The following is a 21,898-nucleotide window of genomic DNA, read 5'->3' on the forward strand; positions in this document are numbered from 1 at the left end:
TTATAAGCAAGAAAGGTCAGCCTTTTTTGTAGTCAACAACCTGTTCGACTAAACACTAACGCAATCCCTATAGCAATAAATTGATCATAGGCATTTAAATCAATCGCCAAATGGAATTTAAGGAAGAAGAGCACATATTAAATGCCGGTTCAATAATCGACCACTTCGGCTATTGGCCCACTTTTCATGATGCAGAAGTAATTTCTATTAGCTTTCAAAGAAATTTTAAAGACAGTAATTCCACCTTAGAATTTCAGCTGTATGCTTTTATAATGACCAGCAAAGTTAAAGGCAGGCATTTTGAGCTCATCAAACATTGCCTTATTGACTTTGAGCTTGCTGATTTACATGATAATAGTATGGATGGCTTTAATCATCAGAATGCGCTTTCGCGGATTAACTTTTACCGTGAAGGCGACTTGCTTGTTTGCGAACTCTCTGCTGCTTATGGCGTTGACGCAAAGTTTACATCAAAGCATATTCGGGTAAAAAAGTTAACACCGATTGCTTCGGGACACTTTTAGTGCCGGTGATATACAACATGGATAAACTTGATTTAAAACACAATCTAAAGAAGTTCGCCGTTTTTCAAAACCTGTTAATCGCTTCTGGAATTATTTTAGACCAGTATTGACAGCGGCTGATGGCAGGCATATACTATACACTCCTTTGAACAATGCATATGCAAAGTCATTAAGCTATAACGCTGTTTCAACAAACTGTAATAAAAAAGCTTCAATTACTACCCATATAGCAGCAATTGAAGCTTTTAAACGGATGCTGAATATATCTACTTAAAAAACTCCTGCAACGTAGTAGCCAAAAACAACTTGCAGTTCATCCAGGTATGGCCGCCAGATACAATATCGCTGCGCAGCTTAATGCCTTTACCGGTAAACATCGCAATGTTATTCTTTACGCTTTCATACAAAAAATCATCGGTGCCTACATGAATCGTAAACAGCTTTAATTGCTTGTTGATCTGGTCGGCGTTGGGCGCATAGCTGGCACCAAAGTTCCGGCCGAATTCTTCGGTTTGCGTAAAAGGTGCATAAGACGCTACATAAGCAAACTTTGCCGTATTGGTCAGGCCAATGTTCAGAGTTTGGCCACCTCCAACAGAAAAGCCTGCAATGCCGCGGTTACGGCTGTCAGTTAGTACGGGATAATTAGCTTCAATAAAGGGGATCACATCGTTCAGCACGTCTTTGGTAAAGTCGGGCATGGGTGCCGGCCGTACATTACCATACGGCATTACAATGATCATGGGCAGCGCTTTGCCTTGTGCAATGAGGTTGTCGGCAATAAAGTTGGCGTTACCCACTTTTGTCCAGGTTTCTTCCGTGTCCGATCCGCCATGAATGAGGTACAGCACCGGGTACTTTTTAGCGCCATTTGGATTGAAGCCCGGCGGCGTGTACACCAGCATTTGCCGCGTGGTGCCCAACGTACCCGATTTATAATACCGGTACGTTACTTTTCCATGCGGCACGGCCTGCAACGAATGCACCAGCGGCGTGCTGCCGGGAATGTTGACAATGCTGCGCTTAAAACGTTCGTTGGCGAAAATGTATTTATTGTTTGGGTCGGCGGTTTGCACGCTGTCCACCACAAAAGCATACGGGTAAATATCAGGCTTGATTGGGCCAACGGTGATGCTCCATACACCGGCCGTGTCCTTTGTCATGGGCAGGCCTGCCTGCAGAAACTCGCCGGTAAGCGTCACCTTTTGTGCGTTCCGCGAAAAGTATTTAAACGTAACCGTATTATCGGCATGCACATCAGGCGATGAAATAGAAGGCGGCCGCTGCGCCATGCCGCTAATGCCCGCCAACAACAGCGCACAAGCAATATATAATGAGCGTTTCATGTACAAGTATTTGTTTATTTAAAAAGCAGGGGAACGGTATTGGCCACGTAGGTCTTTACGTTCATCCAAGTATGGCCACCACCGGTGATCATGCTCTTGTAAGCGATCTTTTTTCCTGTGAGGTAGTTCAGGAAACCGGCAGTGTCATTGTACAAAAAGTCTTCGGTGCCCACGCCTACCCAAAACAGCTTCAACTGTTTGTTGGTTTGATCGGGGTTGGCCACAATCGATTGAAAGCTGTTGTCCATTTCCGAAGGCGGCAGGTAAGCGCTGTAGCAGCAGATCCAGGCAAACTTGTCCATGTTCCAAAACGCGGTGCGCAGCGTTTGCCCGCCACCTCTCGAAAAACCGCCAATGGCGCGGCTTTCGCGGCTCGGGATTGTGCGGTACGCTTTGTCGACGTAGGGAATTACATTTTTGGTGAGGTCGTCGGCAAAATTGCGCATCCGTGCCATTGCATCTGCACTTTCGCGGCCCATCGGGTCGGCGGGCTTTGATCCGCCTTTTTGCTCCGCGATCCTTGCTTCTACGTTGCCATAGGGCATCACCACAATCATGGGTTTTGCTTTGCCTTCGGCAATCAGGTTGTCCAATATCAAATTGGTGCGGCCCACTTTAAAAAACGTTTCCTCAGTATCAGTAGTGCCGCTAATGAGGTAAAACACCGGGTATTTGGCAGCAGCATTTTTATCATATCCCGGTGGCGTGTACACCATGAGCGAACCAATAGTGCCCTGTGCCGATGGATAGTATTCGTAGCTCACCGAACCGTGCGGCACGTCGCGCATTGCATGTACCAACGGCGTAAAACCAGGAACATCCACGAGGCTTGCTTTAAAACGTTCATTGGGGAAAAAATCAACGTTGGCCGGGTCCATTACGCTTACGCCGTCTACGATAAAATTATACGGGTAAATATCCGGCACCACCGGGCCCACCGTTACACTCCAAATGCCGATGCTGTCCTTTTTCATTTGCACATTGTTGGCGCCAAACTGGCCGCCAGCGAGGCGCACATCTTTGGCACCGGGTGCCAGGTAACTAAACGTAACTTTTTTATCGGGCAACACCCGCGGCGATACCACGAAAGGCCCGCGTGGCGGCTGCGCCAGCGCAACAGCACACAAGCAAAGGGCTACAGGTGTGAGCAATAGTTGAAAGATCTTAGAAAAATGCATGTTCGTTTGTATTGAAAAATCAGTGGTTGCAGTGGGGTTATTTGAAAAGCTTTTGCGCCAGTGTAGAGAGGTATAGTTTACAGTTCATCCATGTATGGCCGCCGTCTGAAATAAGCGTTTCGTGTTTAATGCCTTTATCGTTCAGCAGCTTGAGGTAATCGGTAATCACGGGATACAACATATCATCGCGGCCCACACCAATCCAAAACAATTTCAAGCGCTGGTTGGTGGTGCTGGAGTTAGCAAATGCAACGGCATTGTTGCGGTCGAATTCTTCTTTCAACATACCCGGTGCAAATCCGCCCACCCAGCGAAACAGGTCGGGGTTGTTGAGGCCTAAAAAAAGTGAAGTGCCGCCACCGCCGGAAAAGCCGGTGATTGCGCGGTTGTTGTTATCGGCTTTTACGCGGTAATTCGATTCTACAAAGGGAATCAACAGATCCAAGAAATCTTTTTTGATCTCCTGCAGGTTATCCCAGTTGCGCAGGCTGCCGGATGTTTTGCTAATTTTCGGGTATGCCCTACCGTAAGGCATCACCACGACCATCGGCACCGCCTTGCCTTGTGCAATCAGGTTGTCTAAAATAATATTGGCGCGGCCCACTTTGGTCCATGTTTCTTCCGTATCGGTGGTGCCATGCAGCAGGTACAACACCGGGTATTTTTTCGAGGTCTCTTTTTCATAACCCGGCGGTGTGTAAATCACCACGGGGCGCGGGCCCAGTTCCGACGAATTGTAGTAGCGGTACGATACGGTGCCATGCGGCACATTTTGCAATGTGTGCACCAGCGGTGTGCTACCGGTAATTTCTACAATGCTGCTTTGAAATCCTTCATTCGGAAAAATGGCGCTGTTCTTTGGGTCGGCTACCGACACGCCATCTACGATAAAATTGTACGGGTACATATCGGGCTTGGCTGGTCCCAGCGTTACACTCCACACGCCATCGGCATCTTTGGTCATTGGCGCTGCACCCTGGTGAAACTGCGTGCTGAGTTTTACTTCTTTTGCCGCAGGCGCATAAAATTTGAATACGACGCTGTTGTCGGGGTTAACTTGTGGCGAGTTGAACTGCGGGACCCGCTGTGGCTGGGCATGTGCTATAACAGCCATGCACATCATTGCTGCGCCAAGTTGCAGCCCTTTGATTAGTGAAAGTTTCATATTCATCTGGTTTGCATCACCCTTTTTGCAAAGGGCTTCGTTAGTAAAAAAATGAAAGGACTATTGCAGCCATTTGTTTTTTTTCATCCACAGCAGCAGCGGGTCCATCCAATCGGGCTGGCGGAAAATAAAACCATGACCACCCTTTTCGTAAATATGCATTTCCACCGGCACTTTATTGCGGCGCAAGCTTTCGTAGTAAGCAATAGCATTGCCTACATCTACAGTGCGGTCATCGGTGGTGTGAGTAATGTATGCCGGCGGAGTATTGGGTGTTACCTGCAACTCGTTCGAATATTCGGCGATCAATTCTTTAGACGGCGTTTTGCCCAACAGGCTGCTTCGCGAATCGCGGTGGGTTAGGCTGTCGCTCATGCTGATCACCGGGTACACCACCACCTGGAAATCGGGGCGCAGGTTGGTGTTGGCCTTATTGTCAATAACGGGTTTTGCAAAATGCGTAGCTGCTGTCGATGCCAAGTGCCCGCCTGCCGAAAAGCCCACGATGCCCACTTTATTCACATCCACGCCCCACTTCGATGCATTTTCCCGCACATACTTGATGGCCTGTTGTGCGTCCTGCAGCGGACCGATGCTTTTATTTTGCATGATGGAATCATCGGGCAGGCGGTACTTGAGGACAAATGCCGCAATGCCCGCTTTTGCAAACTGCTTTGCATTGCCAATGCCTTCACCCTGGTACACCACCACGCCGTAGCCGCCGCCCGGAACAATCACCACCGCGGTGCCGGTTGCTTTATCTTTTTCGGGTAAATAAATTTCCAGCGTAGGCTGCGTGACATTCCGGAACATACCCTGTGCAAAGCTTTCCGTTTTACCCGATTGCTTTGCATTGGGTACCGCACCGTTATAAATCGGCACTACTTCCTGTGCACTAACAACGGAAGAACAAAGCAGGAAAAAAGCGACACTGACTTTCTTTAGAGTAATGTTTCTATATGGCTTCATCTGGCGTTTTAAAAATTAATGAATGCGTTCAGCTACGCCCCAACCATTTTAGACGGTTCAAGGGAGCCCGCAAAAAAACAGCAATCGATTTCAGAAAGTACAGGAATAGAATATTTGATGTGGGCACATAAAATGCCCGCTCCATTTAATTGCTTTAAAGATCACGGATTTCGCAATTCTTCAGTAGCATTATTGTTTAAAATATTGCAGCAAATGTTCGGGAAAGTTTTGTCACCAGCGCACCGCAAAAGTGCAGTGAAAAGATCAATTGGGTTACAAACAAAATCTAGCAATCACGGATTGCAACATTACAGTTCCACCATTGCCTTGATCACACCGTTTTTTGGATCCAGCCAGCTTTCAAAATTTTCTTTTACGGCATCAAACGTCACGCGGTGCGTAATGTATGTGGCCGGTGCTACCTCTCCGCGCTTCATGCAGGCAATTACGTGTTCAAAATCTTGCCGGGTGGCATTGCGGCTGCTCATCAGCGTGCCTTCGCGTTTGTGAAACTCGGGATGACTAAAGCTTAAATTTTCCCGTTGCAAACCAATTAGTACATACCGAGCCCCATGCGCCATATATTCAAATCCTTTGTTGATGGCTGCAATGCTCCCGGTCGCATCGATCACCACCGTGGGCATATCGCCGCCGGTGATTTGTTCCAGTTGCTCCCTTGCATCGGCAGCCTTTGCATTTACCGTATGGGCCACACCTAACCGTTCTTTGCAAAAACGGAGTCGGTCCTGGTTGATGTCCATCGCTATGACCTTGCCACCTGCAATGCGGGCAAATTCCATTGTGCCCAAACCAATCGGCCCCGCACCAATTATCAACACATTTTCACCAGCCATTACGCCAGCCCGTCGAACCCCGTGTGCCCCAATGGCCAGCGGCTCCACCAAGGCCAGTTCATCGAAGCTCAGACCTTCGCCATGTACCAATTTATCGACTGGCACCTGGATGTATTCGCGCATACCACCGTGGCAATGCACACCGCAAACACTGATGTTGACGCAGCAATTGGGTTTACCCTTGCGACATGCAACGCAGTTACCGCAGTTGAAATAAGGAATAAAAGTAACCGCTTCGCCGGGAACAAACCCTGGTGCGCCGTCTACGGCCACCAACTCTCCAGACAGCTCATGGCCCAATATGCGTGGGTAATTAAAAAATGGCTGTGTGCCTTCAAAAGCATGCAGGTCGGTGCCGCAAATGCCAATGCGTTTTACCTTAATGAGCGCCATACCGGCTTCGAGATTCGGCATTTCTTCGGTGCTGTAATCAAAATTTCCGGGTTCAGTGCAGACCAGCGTTTTCAATACTGTAAACTTTGTTGTAAAAAGGATTGTATAAATGCGGATAGCTTTCTTTTTTGATACTCCACGACGGAGCATTTGCTACCATGCCTGCTTAAAAATAAGACAGCTTTGAAAAAGCAACGTGTTTTATAAAAAATATAAACCCACGTAGTTGTTCAAAGCTGCCTAACGAAGATCGATTTTCTTATCGTGACAAAACGGTGCTTTGTTGCTGGAACACCGGATCGGCACCTTTGTACTCAAACCAGTCGAAGTATGCTTTGCTGCTGCTTGGCTTTCCCAACGATGTTGCATACAAACCAAAAACAGAACCCACAAAACCGCCGGCTTTTTCCGTGCTCAGGATGGTTCCGTCCACGTCCTTCAGTTTTTTCCAAACTTTCCCATCGTTTGAAAAAGAAACAGTGTACACCGCATTCTTTGGCTCGATGCGCAGGTGCACATCACCGCTGCCTGCAGCCTGTTGTTGCAGCAATTGCATGTTGAGCGAATCTTTAGTGCCCTGGTACAATTGCACCACGGGCTTACCCTCGCTGATGGATTTACATACATAGTAAAATGTCCGCTCGTTTTGGAAAATCACCAAACCCGCCTTTTCATTTTCAGCCGCAGGTTTGAACTGCAACTTGGTAGTGGCAATAGCTTGGTTGTGCGCCTGGCGGAAACCAACAAATGAAGGGTTGGCACGTCCGCCTACAGTTTCAGGCCGTAAGGCAATACCAAGCTTGCTTTTTACTTCACCAGTGTTGTACCATTTTTCCGTAACCGTTCTCAGAAACGTGTAGCGCATATCGAGTTTTGTATTGTCAAACTCGTCGCGGAAAGTATAGTTGCCGGTGAAGTTGTTCACCGGTTTGCTGTTTACATTGGGAAGTGGCAAAGGATAACTGAACTTGATCGCTTCGTCGCCCTGCAAAATCACCGGCCACCCGTCTTCCGTCCAGGTCACGGGGTTCATGTATGTTTCGCGGCCAATGTTGTACAGGTCGCCTTCGTAAGGGCGGCAGGCCAGGTAAATGGCATACCAGCTGCCATTTTGTGTTTGCACCAGGTCGGCATGGCCAGCAGTGGTTACCGGGTTTTTCCTGGAGCGGTCCAAATGGCGTTGGGTCAGGATCGGGTTTTTATCCCAAGGCACAAACGGGCCTTCCGGCGATTTGCTGCGAAACACCACCTCAGAGTGATTGTATGCAGTGCCGCCTTCGGCACACATCAGGTAGTACCAATCATTGATGTGGTAAATATGCGGCGCTTCAATCCATACCGGATGTTTCGAAGTGTCCACACCGCCATTCACCAGCAGCTTCTCCTCGCCTATTACTTTTTTGTTGTTGTAATCAAACTCGTACATGCGGATGGTGCGGTGGCCGTTCCAAAGTGTTTTGCGGTTGGGCGGATCGCTGTTGTACACGATGTATGCCTTGTCGTTTTTCTCGTCGAAAAAAAGCGACGGATCAATGCCATTTACTTCTTTGATATAAGTTGGATTGCTCCAGGGGCCTGCAGGATTGTCGGCAGTGATTACAAAGTTGCCGCCGCGATCAATAAGGGTACAAACAATGTAGAACTTGCCTTTGTAGTAAGAAATGGCCGGTGCAAATAAACCGCGGGAAACGCCTGCGCCAATCAACGGCAGTTGCTCGGGCCGGTCCAGTGCATGACCAATCAGCTTCCAGCTTACCAAGTCTTTGCTATGAAAAATAGGCAGCCCCGGAAAATAAGCAAACGAAGAGTTGACGATGTAGTAATCATCGCCGGCACGGGTAATACTCGGGTCGGGATAAAAGCCTGCAAGGATCGGGTTCTGGTACGTTTGCTGGCTGTGCAGCGATAAAAAAACAGTGCTGAAAAGAGCCAGTAAAATGACTTTCAATTTCATCATTTCGGGATGTTAAATTGGGTGAACACTTTATAAACAGAGCGATGCATTGAGACCTCTTTTTTAAAATCAGTGCAGTTAAATGTATTAGTGCAAAATAGTTTTGCAAATGCAACTGCCTTTAACGATGTTCAAGAATAGATGCGCAACCGCAGGTACGGGTTGCGTGCCCCTTACATCTTTTATATTTCCTGCATTATTTAAAAAGAACCTGCGCAAAGTTGTACAGGTTGTTGCGCCACACGGGCCATGTATGTCCGCCGGGGTACTCGCTGTAGGTGTACTTCACCCCCAGTTCATCAAACTTTTTCATCATGGCCTGGCAGTTGTTGTGGGCAATATCTTCTTTACCACCCATCGATATCCAAAATGATTTCAGGTTGTTGTTTATGGTTGCGGCATTTGTTTTCATAAACTCGTATTGCGGGTTCGACAATGCAGGCTGGTTGGTCCACCAGCCCGAGCTAAACACGCCGAGATAAGAAAACATATTGGTGTTTTTTACACCGGCATACAGCGTTTGCAAACCGCCCATCGACAGGCCGGCCAGTGCACGGCTTTTTGCATCGGTTTGTACGCGGTAATTTTTTTCAACAAAAGGAATAACGGCGTTCTTCAACTCGTTCTCAAACATGCGCAGTGCCTGTTCGCCAAAGCCACCGGCACCACCGCCACTGAGGTTTCCATCGACCATCACCACCAGCATGGGCTTTGCTTTTTGTTCGGCAATTAGGTTATCGAGGATTAGGTCGGTTTTGCCCTGCGTGGCCCATCCGCGCTGGTCTTCGCCACCGCCATGCAACAGGTACAACACGGGGTATTTTTCGGCGCTGTTGTCGTAGCCTGGTGGTGTGTACAGGTAAAACTGGCGCCATGAGTTGGTGGCATTGGAAAAATATCGCTTGATCCGGATATCGCCGTGCGGCACATCTTTTACGCCATAATAACCCCCACGCACAAACGGAATTTCAATACCGCTGGCCATGCGGCCCATACCGTAAAAAGTTTCGCTGGCCGGGTCGGCTACCGGCACGCCATCAATCAGCAAGGAATAGTAATGAAAACCTTCGCCGATGGAGTCGGTAGTTACCTGCCAGAAACCGCCGGTGTCTTTTGCCATATCGTATTTCTTACCGAGGTCGATTTGCAGCTTTTGTGCTTCCGGTGCTTTCATGCGAAATACCACGCGGTTATCGGGCAGCACCTGCGGGTATTTTGCATTACGCACATTTGTTGCAGCCGCTGTACCCAGTACGGTGTATTTCGAAAAAGTGGAAGGATCAACCGGCTTGAAAAGGAATTGCGAGAACATGTACAACCCGTTTTTCCAAACTTTAAAATCATGTCCGCCGGGTTCGAGGTAGTAGATATGCGGCACTTCTTTTTCCGCCAGGTAATCGTGTGTACGCTTGCTTACATTCAGCAAACCATCGGCATCGCCGCAGGAAATAAACAGTAGTTTTAATTTGTTTGCAGCTGCTGCAGGATCGGGTACCAATTGCGCCGGCATCTTGGTATTGGGCGCCGATGAAAAGCCACCCACCCAAGCAAATTTATCTAAGTTGCCCAGGCCAAAATTGAGCGACTGGCCGCCGCCCATCGACAAACCCGCAATGGCGCGGTGTTCGCGGTCTTTCAGTACCGGGAAAGTTTTTTCAACGTAAGGAATGAGGTCGGTGAGCAGGTCTTTTTCAAACGTGGCAAACGCCTGCACTTTATCCGGCGCCATGATGTTGCCCGTAGCGCGGTCGTCTTTCATGGCGCGGCCATTGGGCATGATCACGATCATCGGCTGCAGCTTTCCCTGTCCATACAGGTTGTCCAATATCACTTGTGGTTTGCCGCCGTTCAGCCATTCTTTTTCATCGCCGCCGATGCCGTGCAGCAGGTACAGCACCGGGTACTTTTTGCTTTTGGAAAAACCTGGCGGCGTGTATACCAACGCCCTGCGCTTAGAACCTACCGTTTTTGAATTGTAGGTAATGGTATCAATTTTCCCCTGGGCAATGCCGGCCTGTGCCACATCAAAACCCTGTGGCATTTCTTTTTCGATGCTTTGCGCCCCAGCCGTAAAAGCAAGGGTTAGAAGGCCGGTCATTAACGTACAAAACTTTCTCATGGTCATACTATAAGGATGGTTTATGGAGCACAAGCTTGTAAGGCGTAAACGTTGATTTCTTACTCGAAAAAATTTCGCTGGCAGATGGAAAGGGCCGTAATGGCAAACAAAAAAATATGTTTAGGGTGTTTTCAAAACGTAGGATTATGTCGTTTATAAAAAACGACCAACAACGTCATTGAATACCTAGCTGCCCATTCTTTCAATTTACTATCTGCCGTGTAAAGTGTTGCCCGGCTACTTTGCATCAATACAATGTACGCCGGGCAACAATATTAATTACTGACTTTACAAGGATCCAGTGAGTGTATTAAGGATTCACTACCGGTGCAAAAGTTTCAAACTTCACGCCCCTGTCCCGAATCACCAAGGTGTCGGTGAGGTTATGTACAGTAGCACCAAAATTAACCGAGTATTTCAGGTGCAACACGTCACGCTTTTCATTGCCCCACATGTCGCCTTTTGGTGTTAGCTGGCCGCTACCAGTTACGGTGTACGTAGCATTAGCCGGCCCTGTAACCGTGATCTTTCCGTTGTTGTCAAAATTGAGGAATGCCTGGAACGGTGCATTGACATTGCCCTTGTTTTTCGAGTTCAAAGAAATGGTGTCCTGTGTGAGCGAACGGGTAAACAGGTTAACCACCTGGTCGCGTTCAATAAACTCGTTGCGATACCGCACTGTTGTGTCCAGGCTGGTGTTGCCACCCTCGCCTTTTACTTCGGTAACACCGCGGCGCAGGTAAGCACCGTGGTATGGGTTGATGTATTTAACTGCATACAATACATAATCCTTGGGTGCTACGCTCCAATCGCCAGCCAGGCGGGGATCAGCACCGGCTTTGGCGCTGGTACCTCTGAGCACCGAATCGGCACCTTCAACACCGGTAATTCGCAGGGGAATTACAAACGTGTTTTTTACCGAACGGGGATCCGCAAAAAACGCATCGGTCAGTTGCACTTCCAGGCCGCCGATCACTTTACCTGCAGGGATTTTGATTTTCATCTCGTTGGGCAACACATAATAATTGCTGGGCATGGGCACCACTTCGCCACCGCCATTGTTGGGGTCGAAGCGCAGCCGCTGAGCCAGTGAGTTATCCAGTTCCACGCTGAGCGTTACATCTTTCTTGTTTTCATACACACCACCCATCGATGCCATGATCATGAACTTGCGCTGGTTGTCCAACGTATTGTCAAATATATCTTCGCCGAGCACAATCGTTCTGATGGGCGACTGGTAAGGAAAGTACACCGTGGAGTACTTATAATTCGGAAATTCATTTTCCTTGTTACAGGCGGCAAGTAATACCATCATCAATGCGCCTATTAAATAAACTCGTTTCATCATTCTTATTTAATGATTATGAATTAGGTTACCGGTTTACCAACCCCTGTTTTGTTCCAGGTTGGCTTTCAGTGCCTCTAACTGAGGGATAGGACCATAATACATATCATTGGTGTATTGCCTATTCTCCACGGTTCTTACATTGTATGTATTGTTGTTGATGATCACGCCTTTTGCCGGTTCGGTAAGCGTTGCTTTCCAGCGGCGCAGATCCCAAAAGCGGAAGCCTTCAAAGCTCAACTCCAGGCGGCGTTCGTTGCGGATCAGGTCGCGCATTGCTTCTTTCGAAGCAACAGAAGCCAGGAAGTTATCGGGCTGTGCAATGCCTGCTCTTTTACGCAGTGCAGCGATCACGTCACGTGCAGAAAAACCAAAGGTACCGGTCGCGTCTGGTCCCCATGCTTCATTGGCCGCTTCGGCATAAGCCAGGAATATTTCAGTATACCTGATGTGCACTGGGTAATGCTTCTGGCTGGTGCGGGCTGTTGGATTTGCGTTCACTGTTTCGTTCAGCAGCTTGCGCAGGTAAAAGCCGGTCCGGGTTGAGGTAGGCAGGAAGTCAACCGCGTCATTGGTTGGGTTATCCACCTTTGTGCGGATGGTTGTACTCCTCATCGACGAGTTGTCTACCACGATGTAATTCTTCAACCTTGGGTCGCGACCATTATACGGGTTATTTGGATCGTAACCGCTGGCAGGATCCGTGATGGGATAACCGTTTGCCATTGGAAATGCATCTACCAAATTCTGAGTGGGGTTTACACGGCCATTACCAAACAGCGATGGTGGATAGTTGTCAACCTCCATGTTGTTGGTGTTTTCAATGTTGCCACGCCACAGCATTTCGCGCTGCTCGATTGGCGAGCCGGAGCTTGGGCTGGTGTTGAGCAGGTTCACGTTATCGGCAGTATAAAACAAACCGCCTTTTGGATCCAGCCCATTGATGCCGCCATTCAGCGTCAATACTTCACCCGCTAAGTTGGCAGCCTCTTCCCATTTAGCTTGTGCCGATTGCGTGTTAAACGCGGGGCTTGCAGCCAGCAGTGCGGTTTTGGCACGAACTGCTTTTACAATGCGGCCCGACATACGCTGGCGAGCAAAGCGGCCAAATACACGATTGTAATCACCGGTTTGGATGCCTGCATATTTTGGGGGCAAAGCCGTAGGATCGGTGATGTCCTGGAACAGGTAATCAAGCGGCAGGTATTTTTCCGCCTCAGTAAGGTCGGCATAAATCTGCTGCACGCACTGTTCGAAAGTGGCCCGTGGACGGCTGAAATCAGAATTGGGTTCCAGTGCTTCGGTGATGATGGGCACGCCCAGCAACTGGCCGTTTGCACCAACGCCGCCATGCGACTGCAACAGGTGGAACATAAAGAGCGCCCTTAAACCGTAGGCTTCACCCTTGAAGCGATCGGTGTACAACCGGCGCACATTTGCGCCACTCATGGGTGCCCAGTTTACGCTGTCCACTTCGCGCAGGAACAGGTTGATGTACATGATGGCCGTGTACGAGTTGTTCCATTGGTCAACCGGGTTGTTGGCGGCCGACCAGGAGCCGGTTGCCATGTTGAGCAACGGGCTGAACTTATCGTTTGTTACGGCATCATCGGTAGCCACCTCACTAAAGGTGAACCGGTTGGTTGGAATCCTGGTGTACGCATTCAACAAAACCCCTTCCGCGTATCCGGGATCTTTGTAAATGCCTTCAAGTGTACGGTGGTTATCAAATTGCGGTTCTAGGTTCTTTTTGCAGCTTGCAAACACTATCCCGACTGCAAGCGGTAGCAGTAGTTTTTTGTACATGCTAATTATTTTTGCTACGTGTCACCACGTAAGATTATTCTTTAAAACCTGGCCCTAACACCAGCATTGTAATGTCTCAACTGTGGTACAGAGCCGATATTCAGATCCAGTATCTCACGGTTTTTCGAGAAAGTGTACAGGTTAGCACCAGAAACGTACACCATCAGGCCCCGCACGAACGATTTGCCAAAAACACTTGCCGGCAGTTCGTAAGTCAGCTGCACCTTGGCCAGGTTGAACCGGTCGGTTTTATACAGCCAGAAATCAGAAGTACGGAAGTTGTTGTTGCTCTGTTGCGAGCTTAGGCGTGGGTAGCTTGCTGTAGCTTTTGTATCAGGAGTCCAGCGGTCCAGCACCACTTCAGAATACTTGAGGTCACCGCTCACCCAGAAGTAGTTATTGTTTTTAATACCATAACCACCCGAGTTGCCGGTTCCCAGTACAAACAGGTTGAAATTTTTGTAGCCAACATTCAAGTTCAGACCGTAGTTCCATGGCGCAATAAAGCGGCCGATCATCACGTCATCACGGGTGTCGACCAGGTTGTCGCCGTTTTGGTCAACATACTTAATGTCGCCGGGCAGCACCGTGCTGAACAACTGGCGTGGGCTGTTGCTGATCTCGTTCTGGTCATTGAAAAAGCCCTGGTTTACCAAACCAAAGATGGCGTCAACTGGTTTGCCCGCACGGTTTTGGTAGGCATCCAAATTCAGCTCATCGCGATCCAGCACTTTTGAAGTAGCATAGGTGGTGTTGGTACCCAGGCTGATCTCAAATGCACCGATCTTCTTGTTTACGTTCAGCATCAGATCAAAGCCACTGCGCTGATCGGTGTTGTAGTTGGTAAACGGAATAAAGGTGTTGAAATAGTTGGGATACTGCGAAAACCTTTGGGTCAGCTGGCCAGCCATTTCTGTTCTGAACACCGTTGTTTGCAATTGAATCAGGTTGTTGAAAAACGAACCCTCCAAAGTTGCATTCAGCTCTCTCCTTTTAGGAAAGGTGAGGTTTGGATTGGCACCAAATTGAGAAGTGGTTGTTTGGTTAGAACCACCAACGGCATCATTCCAGTTGTAGCCGGCACCGCGGCCATAGATGTTGTTGTAAATAAAGAACGCATCCGCGTTGTTTCTCCTGATATCCAGGTCCGTATTGATGATACCGGCAGAAGCAGAAAGCTTCAGGTGGTTCACCGCGGTAGAGTTGGCCAGGAAATTTTCAGCGCTCAGCAACCAGCCCAGGCTAAGGGTTGGCGACAGGGCCGTACGGTTGCCTTCGGGCAAACGGGTTGAGTTGGCATAATTGCCGCTGAAGTCAGCCCAGTAGCGGTTTTTAAAGTTGTACGCTACCTGCACACCCAGATGCGAAGCGGTGATGGGCTGGAACACATCGTTCACAGAAATAGAAGACGTGTAGCCCAGCAACTTAGCAGATACATTGTGTGCACCGGCAAAAGAACGGTCGTAGCCAAACCATGCAGCAAAGCTGTTGTTCTGGCGCTGTGCAGTGTTGTTGATATTCTGCGTACCGGGCCTTGTGTCTTCGCCAAACTTCTGCAACCTGGTGATGGTGTCAGCAGTTGCATTCCAGGTAGGCTGGTACACTGCATATGTGTTGCTGATCGACTGCAGGTATGAGTTGCGATAATCCAGGTTAAACAAGGTGTGGAACGACAAGCCGTTCAGCACACTGCTTAAATTGGCATTGATCTCGTTGGTAACCTGCAATACGCGTTGGATGTTGCGGTCGTAGCCTGCAGAATAAAGATCTGCGATGGGGTTGGTTTGAAAGCTTTGCAAACCACCCAACAGGTACTGGCCGTCCAACAGGTTGCGGCTCGCATCAACGATACCCAGGGATGCTTTATCGTTTGGTGAAATCAGGCTCACCGGGATCAGCGGCGTAAAGCGGTTAGGCAACAACGTTGCTGCGTTGTTCCAGTAGTTGGTTCTTGCCCTTCTCGAATCGCGGAAGATTGCAGACACATAGATCGAGCTCGAAATCTTGTCATTCAACTTCAGATCTACGTTACCACGAACGTTCAAGCGGCTGTCGTTTTCGTTTTTGCCCTCTCCTACTTTCAGCAATGTGGAGCTGTTGGAGAAGCCCACATTTGAGTAAAAACGAGCAATGCTTGATCCACCCGAAAATTCAGCGTTGGCATCGGTTGCACTCTGGAATTTTTTCAGGTAGTCATCGGAGTAGTAATCAACGCTTGGATAGCGATATGGGTTACCACCACTATGGTTCTGGATCATTTCAGCACTGAACGTCTCGGGCAGTCCATCGTTGCGGCGTGCTTCATTGAAATAAGTCATGTAGTCGGCCGAGTTGAGGAACTTGGGAAGCGCCCTTGGCATGGCAATGCCCTGGTTTACCCGCACCGAAATGTTCTTGGCGTTTGCTTCACCTTTTTTAGAAGTGATCAGGATTACACCTTTTGCGCCTTGTGTGCCATACAGCGCAACTGCATTGGCACCTTTCAGCACGGTGATCTGTTCTACTTCCACCAGGGTAATATCGCTGAACTCACGACGGATACCGTCGATGAAAACTGCAGCATTTTCCATACCCCAGATGTTGTTGCTCCACAGCGCACCTGCTACCCTTCCGTTCATACCGGCTTCAACCGAAGTGTTGAAGTCTTTGTCGATATAAGTATCAGGGTTCAGCACACTAACGGCGCCGGTCAGGTCCTTTCGGTCAACTTTACCAAAGGGCACGTACACCTCTGTGCTTTGGCCATCCACAACAAGGCGGATGGTTTGGGGAATTGCATTGGCCCGCAGCGTTTGTACCCGGTAGCCTTTGGCATTTACCAATACTACCGCATCTGAGGGCACTTCAATGGAAAAACGTCCTGATGCATCAGTAAAAGCAGTTGCTTTTCCACCATTGCCGGTAATCAGCGCTCCGGTCACAGGTTTTCCTCGATCATCGTATACAACTGACGCCACAGTTACTTGTCCCTCTGTCTGCGCCATCGATGTTTTTGATAAGATGCATAACGCACAGAGCGCAAACATCCATATCCTAATGTATCTCATTAGATTTTATTTAAATTGAATCCATAGTTGCTGCAGCATTGCCCTGAACACTGCATTTTCTTGGGCAAAAAACTGCCGCTTACCAGCCTTCGTTCTGACCGAACGAGGGGTAAAGGTTTACCTGGTTGTTGGGCAGGGGCAGCCAGTTGTGTTTCTTTTCAAAAACACGGGTTACCACTACACGTTCGCGCAGGTTGATTGGTTTGCCGTTGGGGCCGCGATCAAAGTCGATCACCGTTTTTTCGCGGTATTTCATTTGGTCGGCAACATTCCAGCGACGGAGGTCGTGCCAGCGCAGGCCTTCAAAAGCCAGTTCAACAGCCCTTTCACGCATCAGTTCGCTCATAAAGGCTTCTTTCGAACCCAGGAACCGTTGGTCAACACCAGGGATGCCAGCTCTTGTTCTTACTTTATTTACAGCTTCAACTGCGGTTAAAGTGCCGGGTACGCTGCTTTGCGGTGTGCCGTAGCCATGCAATACAGCTTCGGCATACATCAGGTAAACGTCGGCCAAACGGAGGTAAGGCACTACGATGTTGATGTTGTTCCACTCGTTGTCCACGTTGTTGCAACCGTCGGTTACAAACTTGCGCACCAGGTAGCCCGAACGGCTTGCAGTGCTTTCCAGGCGCAGGTTGCCGCCGTTGAACAGGTTTGCAAAACGATAGTCGGCATTGCCCGTACCACGGATCATGCGAACGCCATCATAAGTAATTGATTTGTAGAAACGCGGATCACGGTTTGACCAGGGATCGGAAGGATCGTAATTGGAACCTGCTGCATCAAGCGGCAAGCCATTGGCCATACCGAAATAGTTCACATAGTTGGCTGCCGGAGAAGAAATGCCCGCTTCGCCACCCAGTGGTGGTGGAATGAACATGTTTACCAGCGACCAGCGTGAACGCCATGATTCGTAAGTGGGTGGTCCAAAAATTACTTCAGGATATCCTGGGTGACGACCATCGGGAGAAATGGTGAATACGTTTTCGCTCCATTTGTCCCAGGGCAGCAGTTTGTACTGCGATTCCCCGCTTTCCGACATCCGGATCACACGGGCAAATGCATCAGCAGCTTGTTTGCTCAGTTCGGCGTCGTAATCGTTTACGCCGGTTTCCATTTGGTTCTGCATCGGGCTGGCGGCGTACAGCAGGTTGCGGCCTTTAATAGCCAACGCAGTTGAAGAAGTAACGCGTTGCTTGTTCAAACCTTGTGTCAACTGGCCTACAGGCGAAGCATCCCAGTTTTTGGGCAGCAAGGCTGCAGCGTCTTCAAGGTCCTTAGCAGCTTTCAGTGCGGTTTCGCGGTAGCTCAACCTTGGCAGCGTCAACGTTGCCGAGCTCGACAACACGGTGTCGATGTAAGGAAGACCACCCCAGAAACTCATTAACTGGAAATGGAAAAAACCGCGGAAAAACAGGAGTTGGCCTCTCAGCACATTCTTCTCTTCGTCGGTAGCATTCGTGAGCTTGTCCAGATTGGCCAAACCTACGTTTGCCTTGCGGATGCCATACCAGCTCAGCGGCCACAATCCTTTCCTTTGGGGATCGGTGCCCAGGTTGTTGGGTCCGGAGCCGTTGTCGTCGAGCCAGCTGTTGTCCCAGCCGCCACCGCCTGTTTGCCAGGCGCGGTAGTTACCGTTGTCAAATTCTGCATTGATGCGGTAGTTGGCGTTGGTGGTCGATAACATGTCATCGCCCATATTCCACTCATTGTTCCAGGTAGACTTGGTCATATCCGGAAGCGCATGATATAATTCTTCGGTAAAGCCCTGGAAGCTGCGGAAGTTGGTGAACACGTCTCTTTCGGAGATGTTTGCATCCAGCGGCCTGTCGAGGTACTTTTTGCAGGACCCGAGTCCAAAAACAAGAAGCAGTACACTTACAGACAGCGTCAGTTTCTTAGACAATTTCATATTGTGTGTTTGTAAATGTTATAAACTGAGGTTAAAGCCAAAATTCACACGGCGAACAGTTGGGTAAGCACCCTGGCCCGAAGTGTTGCCGTTTCCCACGTTTGCTTCGCGGTCATCGGGCATTTTGCTCCAGAAAGTCAGGTTGTTACCGTTGGCAAAAACACGCAACGATTGAACGCCTGCTCTCTTCACCCAATTAGGATCCAAGGTGTAGGAGATTTCAGCTGTTTTCAGGCGCAGGTAAGAGCCGTCGTACAGAAAGAAGTCGCCGTATGATGAACCGTAAGACAGGGATTTCCAACGAGGCAGCGGGCCTCTTGCATCCTGGTTGTCTTTTGCCCAGTAATCACCCTGATCGAACACGGTGTTCAGGCGTGCACCAAAGTTGGTTTGGGTCAATTCGCGGGTTACGTTATTTACACCGTAGAACTGTACAAACAAGGCAAAACGCTTGTAGTCAAATCCAACACTGGCAGTGTAGGTGTTTTGTGGCCTTGAAGGGAAACCAAAAGGCACGTTATCAAAGTTGTTGATCACACCGTCACCATTAAAGTCGATCAGGTTGAAATGACCGGGGAACTTGTTGTTATCGTTCTGGTCCAGCCTGGTGCTACCGTACACTTCATCCCAGTTGTTGAAATAACCGGCACGAACATGCGAACGAGATTGGCCAATCTGGAATTCGGCTTGCTTCAGGTAATCATCTAGCAGTTGGGGATCATCGCGGAAAATAACGCGGTCTTTTGCATGGGTGATGGCTATGTTACCCCACAGGCGTACATCGGAGTTGATGCGCTTGTTGAATTTCAATTCGACCTCGTAACCCTGTACTACAGTTTCACCCAGGTTTGCCGGAGGCGGTGTACCACCAAAATACACGGGTACTGCACGCTGTCCACCAGCAATCAATACGTTGGTGCGGTAATCGCGGTAAAATTCAACGCTACCTTCAATCAAACCACGGAACAGGGAATAATCCACGCCAATGTTTGCTTTGGTAACGGTTTCCCAATGGATATCGGGGTTACCAATTACACTTTCGCGGAACCACTGGTATGGGCTGTTGGCGTTGTTGTTGTTATCGCCAAGGCGGGCAGATCCACCAAAGCCCCACTGCGTCAGGTACAGGTAGTTGCCGTTGATTTGGTCGCTACCCACTTGGCCGTACGAGCCACGGAGTTTCAGCGAAGAAACCCAACGCAGGTTCGACATGAATTTCTCGTTCGTCAGCGTCCAGCCAATAGCTGCAGATGGGAAAAAGTCGAAGCGGTAGTCCGGACCAAATCTTTGCGAACCGTTGTAAGCTCCGTTGAATTCAACAAAGTAGCGGTTGGCAAAATTGTAGGTACCACGGAAAACCCAGTCTTCGCGGAAGTCGGGGAATGCGCTACCGTTGGCACTTTCATTACGCATGAACAGGCCCATGGTAGAGATATTGTGCCGGCCAATTCTAGCAGCGTGGTTCAGCTGAGCCTGGTACACATTTCTTCTGAATGTATTACCGTTCTGGAAAGCGTCTGCGGCAGTGCCCCACTGTGGCACTACGTAATCAAATTGGTTTACACCGGTTACGTTGCCGTAACGGATCTCGCCGGTGTTCGGATCGATCCATTTGGTAACAGCGCTACCACCGTCGGTGATGCCACCCACAGCCAGGAAGCGGTTATCCACGGAATAGCTACCGCGGAAGGTCAGGCCTTTTACCAGTGCACCCAGGTCTTGTTGCAGGATAAAGTCGGTGTTGATCTGCGTAGACTTTTCGTTCCGCACACCGTTGTTACCCAGGATCAGGGCAGGGTTGTTGGTTGCAACCGGGTCGTTTGGATAATATCCATACGAGCCATCGGCATAAATGGGATAAAACAGGTCAGGCGCGTTGCCATAGATACCCTGGTACCAGGCATATTCAAACCCGCTGTACGTAGTTTGGCGTTTACCAAACATACCGGCCAGGTTGGTAGAAAGCGTGGTGCTTTTGGTCAGTTTGATATCAAGGTTGGTGCGCAGGTTCAATCGGTCGTAGCTGAAACCTGGCGAGTAACCTTTGCCATTGCCCGGAATTTTCATGATATCACCTTCATGGAGGATATCTACCGAGCTAAAGTATTTTACAAATGGAGAACCACCCGAAATGCTGATGTTGGCGTTTTGTGCGGTGGCCAGTTTTTTCACCGACTCACGCTGCCAGTCAATATTAGGATAGCGCTCCGCTTCGGCCGCGTTGGCTGGGTTGCGGTATTTGTCGATCCGCGCCATTGGCGTGTAATCTGCCCATGAGCCGGGGCTCACAGCCAATTCCCGCTCAATAGCCATGTTGCGGATCATCAGAGCGTCGTAAGCATCATATTTCTCAGGCAAACGCGATGGCATTTTCAGCGTGGAGTTTACCGTTACATTAATGTTGGCTTTGCCTTCCACACCTCTTTTAGTAGTGATGAGTACTACACCGTTGGCACCTTTTACACCAAATACGGCTGTAGCCGACGCATCTTTTAAAACGGAAATGCTTTCAACGGAACCAATGTCCACGCCGTTCATCGAACGTTCAATACCATCCACGAGGATTAACGGACCGGCGGCATTCCAGGTTCCCTGGCCGCGGATAAAAATCTGCGGATCTTCAAGGCCCGGCATACCTGTACCCTGAACGGTGATTACACCCGGTACGTTACCGGTAAGTGCCGCACCAATGTTGGACACACCACCTGCACGCTGTAATACTTTACCGCTGGTTTGGGCGATGGCCGCAACTACGCTTTCTTTTTTCTGCTTGCCATAACCTACGACAACCACATCAGCCATTTCCTGGGCTGAAGAGGCCAATTGAATTTGCATATTGCCGGTTTGTCCGGCGGTGAGTGTAATTTCTTTTGAAGCAAAACCGACAAAAGAAACGACCAGTACTGATTTTTCGTTAGCTACCGTAAGTGAGAACGAGCCGTCCTCTTTGGTGACAGCTGTATTCGTGGTTCCTTTTTCTGTAATGGTGGCGCCACTAAGCGGCTGGCCAGTGTCGTCGGTTACTTTACCGGAAACGGGCAAAGCAAGGGGCGCATATTTGTCGGTACCGGGTGGTGTACCAGCAAACGATTGCGTTGAAAGACCGAACAAAGCGATCAGGCAACAGTTTGCCCACACAAAGTAACGGTAAGGCAAAATGTTTCCGCCAAGCGACAAGTGTCGTCTAGACTTTTTCATACTTGATTGATAAATTAAAGGTTTGTTTGAAGGGCCAGGTGTTGACCAAATTGAAACGCAGCGCTGGGTCGCAGGGCGACGAGCTGGA

At 49.2% G+C, this 21,898-nt stretch carries 13 protein-coding genes; 1 reads left to right on the plus strand and 12 read right to left on the minus strand.

What is annotated here, in order from left to right; all coding sequences use genetic code 11:
* Window positions 1-110: 110 nt before the first annotated feature.
* Complete coding sequence (locus DRJ53_RS04075) at window positions 111-524, plus strand: Imm50 family immunity protein (protein WP_114234264.1); 414 nt, start codon at window positions 111-113, stop codon at window positions 522-524.
* Between the two features lie 266 nt (window positions 525-790).
* Here the strand turns inward: DRJ53_RS04075 and DRJ53_RS04080 are convergent, their stop codons facing one another.
* The 12 genes from DRJ53_RS04080 to DRJ53_RS04135 all read right to left on the minus strand — a co-directional run bounded on the left by DRJ53_RS04080 (window position 791) and on the right by DRJ53_RS04135 (window position 21,810).
* Entirely contained in the window at window positions 791-1,870 is a 1,080-nt protein-coding gene (locus DRJ53_RS04080; protein WP_114234265.1) for an esterase, read from the minus strand.
* A 14-nt stretch (window positions 1,871-1,884) separates the two neighbouring features.
* Complete coding sequence (locus tag DRJ53_RS04085; protein WP_114234266.1) at window positions 1,885-3,048, minus strand: esterase; 1,164 nt, start codon at window positions 3,046-3,048, stop codon at window positions 1,885-1,887.
* Between the two features lie 37 nt (window positions 3,049-3,085).
* Window positions 3,086-4,213, minus strand: a complete 1,128-nt coding sequence (locus DRJ53_RS04090) for an esterase (protein ID WP_114234452.1) — start codon at window positions 4,211-4,213, stop codon at window positions 3,086-3,088.
* A gap of 60 nt (window positions 4,214-4,273) precedes the next feature.
* Window positions 4,274-5,182 carry an alpha/beta hydrolase gene (locus DRJ53_RS04095; protein WP_114234267.1) on the minus strand — a complete coding sequence of 303 codons (909 nt, stop codon included), beginning with the start codon at window positions 5,180-5,182 and terminating at the stop codon, window positions 4,274-4,276.
* Window positions 5,183-5,490: 308 nt separating this feature from the next.
* Window positions 5,491-6,504, minus strand: a complete 1,014-nt coding sequence (locus DRJ53_RS04100; RefSeq protein ID WP_114234453.1) for a zinc-binding alcohol dehydrogenase family protein — start codon at window positions 6,502-6,504, stop codon at window positions 5,491-5,493.
* A 184-nt stretch (window positions 6,505-6,688) separates the two neighbouring features.
* Entirely contained in the window at window positions 6,689-8,386 is a 1,698-nt protein-coding gene (locus DRJ53_RS04105) for a glycoside hydrolase family 43 protein (RefSeq protein WP_114234268.1), read from the minus strand.
* A gap of 193 nt (window positions 8,387-8,579) precedes the next feature.
* Window positions 8,580-10,508: an alpha/beta hydrolase-fold protein gene (locus tag DRJ53_RS04110; protein ID WP_241558448.1), complete on the minus strand. Its 1,929-nt coding sequence runs from the start codon at window positions 10,506-10,508 to the stop codon at window positions 8,580-8,582.
* Window positions 10,509-10,812: 304 nt separating this feature from the next.
* Window positions 10,813-11,847: a DUF5627 domain-containing protein gene (locus DRJ53_RS04115; protein WP_162303797.1), complete on the minus strand. Its 1,035-nt coding sequence runs from the start codon at window positions 11,845-11,847 to the stop codon at window positions 10,813-10,815.
* Between the two features lie 36 nt (window positions 11,848-11,883).
* On the minus strand, window positions 11,884-13,653 hold the full coding sequence (locus DRJ53_RS04120; RefSeq protein ID WP_114234270.1) for a RagB/SusD family nutrient uptake outer membrane protein: 1,770 nt from the start codon (window positions 13,651-13,653) through the stop codon (window positions 11,884-11,886).
* A 41-nt stretch (window positions 13,654-13,694) separates the two neighbouring features.
* On the minus strand, window positions 13,695-16,700 hold the full coding sequence (locus tag DRJ53_RS04125; RefSeq protein WP_114234271.1) for a SusC/RagA family TonB-linked outer membrane protein: 3,006 nt from the start codon (window positions 16,698-16,700) through the stop codon (window positions 13,695-13,697).
* Between the two features lie 79 nt (window positions 16,701-16,779).
* On the minus strand, window positions 16,780-18,612 hold the full coding sequence (locus tag DRJ53_RS04130; protein ID WP_114234272.1) for a RagB/SusD family nutrient uptake outer membrane protein: 1,833 nt from the start codon (window positions 18,610-18,612) through the stop codon (window positions 16,780-16,782).
* A gap of 18 nt (window positions 18,613-18,630) precedes the next feature.
* Complete coding sequence (locus DRJ53_RS04135) at window positions 18,631-21,810, minus strand: SusC/RagA family TonB-linked outer membrane protein (protein WP_114234273.1); 3,180 nt, start codon at window positions 21,808-21,810, stop codon at window positions 18,631-18,633.
* Window positions 21,811-21,898 lie beyond the last annotated feature (88 nt).

Source organism: Paracnuella aquatica (genome assembly GCF_003332885.2).
GTDB classification, from domain to species: Bacteria; Bacteroidota; Bacteroidia; order Chitinophagales; family Chitinophagaceae; genus Flavisolibacter; species Flavisolibacter aquaticus.

Excerpts from the sequence above, each read along its gene's own strand:
- DRJ53_RS04105 (WP_114234268.1), bottom strand. The coding sequence starts at position 8,386 with ATGATGAAATTGAAAGTCATTTTACTGGCTCTTTTCAGCACTGTTTTT.
- DRJ53_RS04095 (WP_114234267.1), bottom strand. The coding sequence starts at position 5,182 with ATGAAGCCATATAGAAACATTACTCTAAAGAAAGTCAGTGTCGCTTTT.
- DRJ53_RS04120 (WP_114234270.1), bottom strand. The coding sequence starts at position 13,653 with ATGTACAAAAAACTACTGCTACCGCTTGCAGTCGGGATAGTGTTTGCA.
- DRJ53_RS04075 (WP_114234264.1), top strand. The coding sequence starts at position 111 with ATGGAATTTAAGGAAGAAGAGCACATATTAAATGCCGGTTCAATAATC.
- DRJ53_RS04135 (WP_114234273.1), bottom strand. The coding sequence starts at position 21,810 with ATGAAAAAGTCTAGACGACACTTGTCGCTTGGCGGAAACATTTTGCCT.
- DRJ53_RS04115 (WP_162303797.1), bottom strand. The coding sequence starts at position 11,847 with ATGAAACGAGTTTATTTAATAGGCGCATTGATGATGGTATTACTTGCC.
- DRJ53_RS04130 (WP_114234272.1), bottom strand. The coding sequence starts at position 18,612 with ATGAAATTGTCTAAGAAACTGACGCTGTCTGTAAGTGTACTGCTTCTT.
- DRJ53_RS04110 (WP_241558448.1), bottom strand. The coding sequence starts at position 10,508 with ATGACCATGAGAAAGTTTTGTACGTTAATGACCGGCCTTCTAACCCTT.
- DRJ53_RS04085 (WP_114234266.1), bottom strand. The coding sequence starts at position 3,048 with ATGCATTTTTCTAAGATCTTTCAACTATTGCTCACACCTGTAGCCCTT.
- DRJ53_RS04080 (WP_114234265.1), bottom strand. The coding sequence starts at position 1,870 with ATGAAACGCTCATTATATATTGCTTGTGCGCTGTTGTTGGCGGGCATT.
- DRJ53_RS04090 (WP_114234452.1), bottom strand. The coding sequence starts at position 4,213 with ATGAAACTTTCACTAATCAAAGGGCTGCAACTTGGCGCAGCAATGATG.
- DRJ53_RS04125 (WP_114234271.1), bottom strand. The coding sequence starts at position 16,700 with ATGAGATACATTAGGATATGGATGTTTGCGCTCTGTGCGTTATGCATC.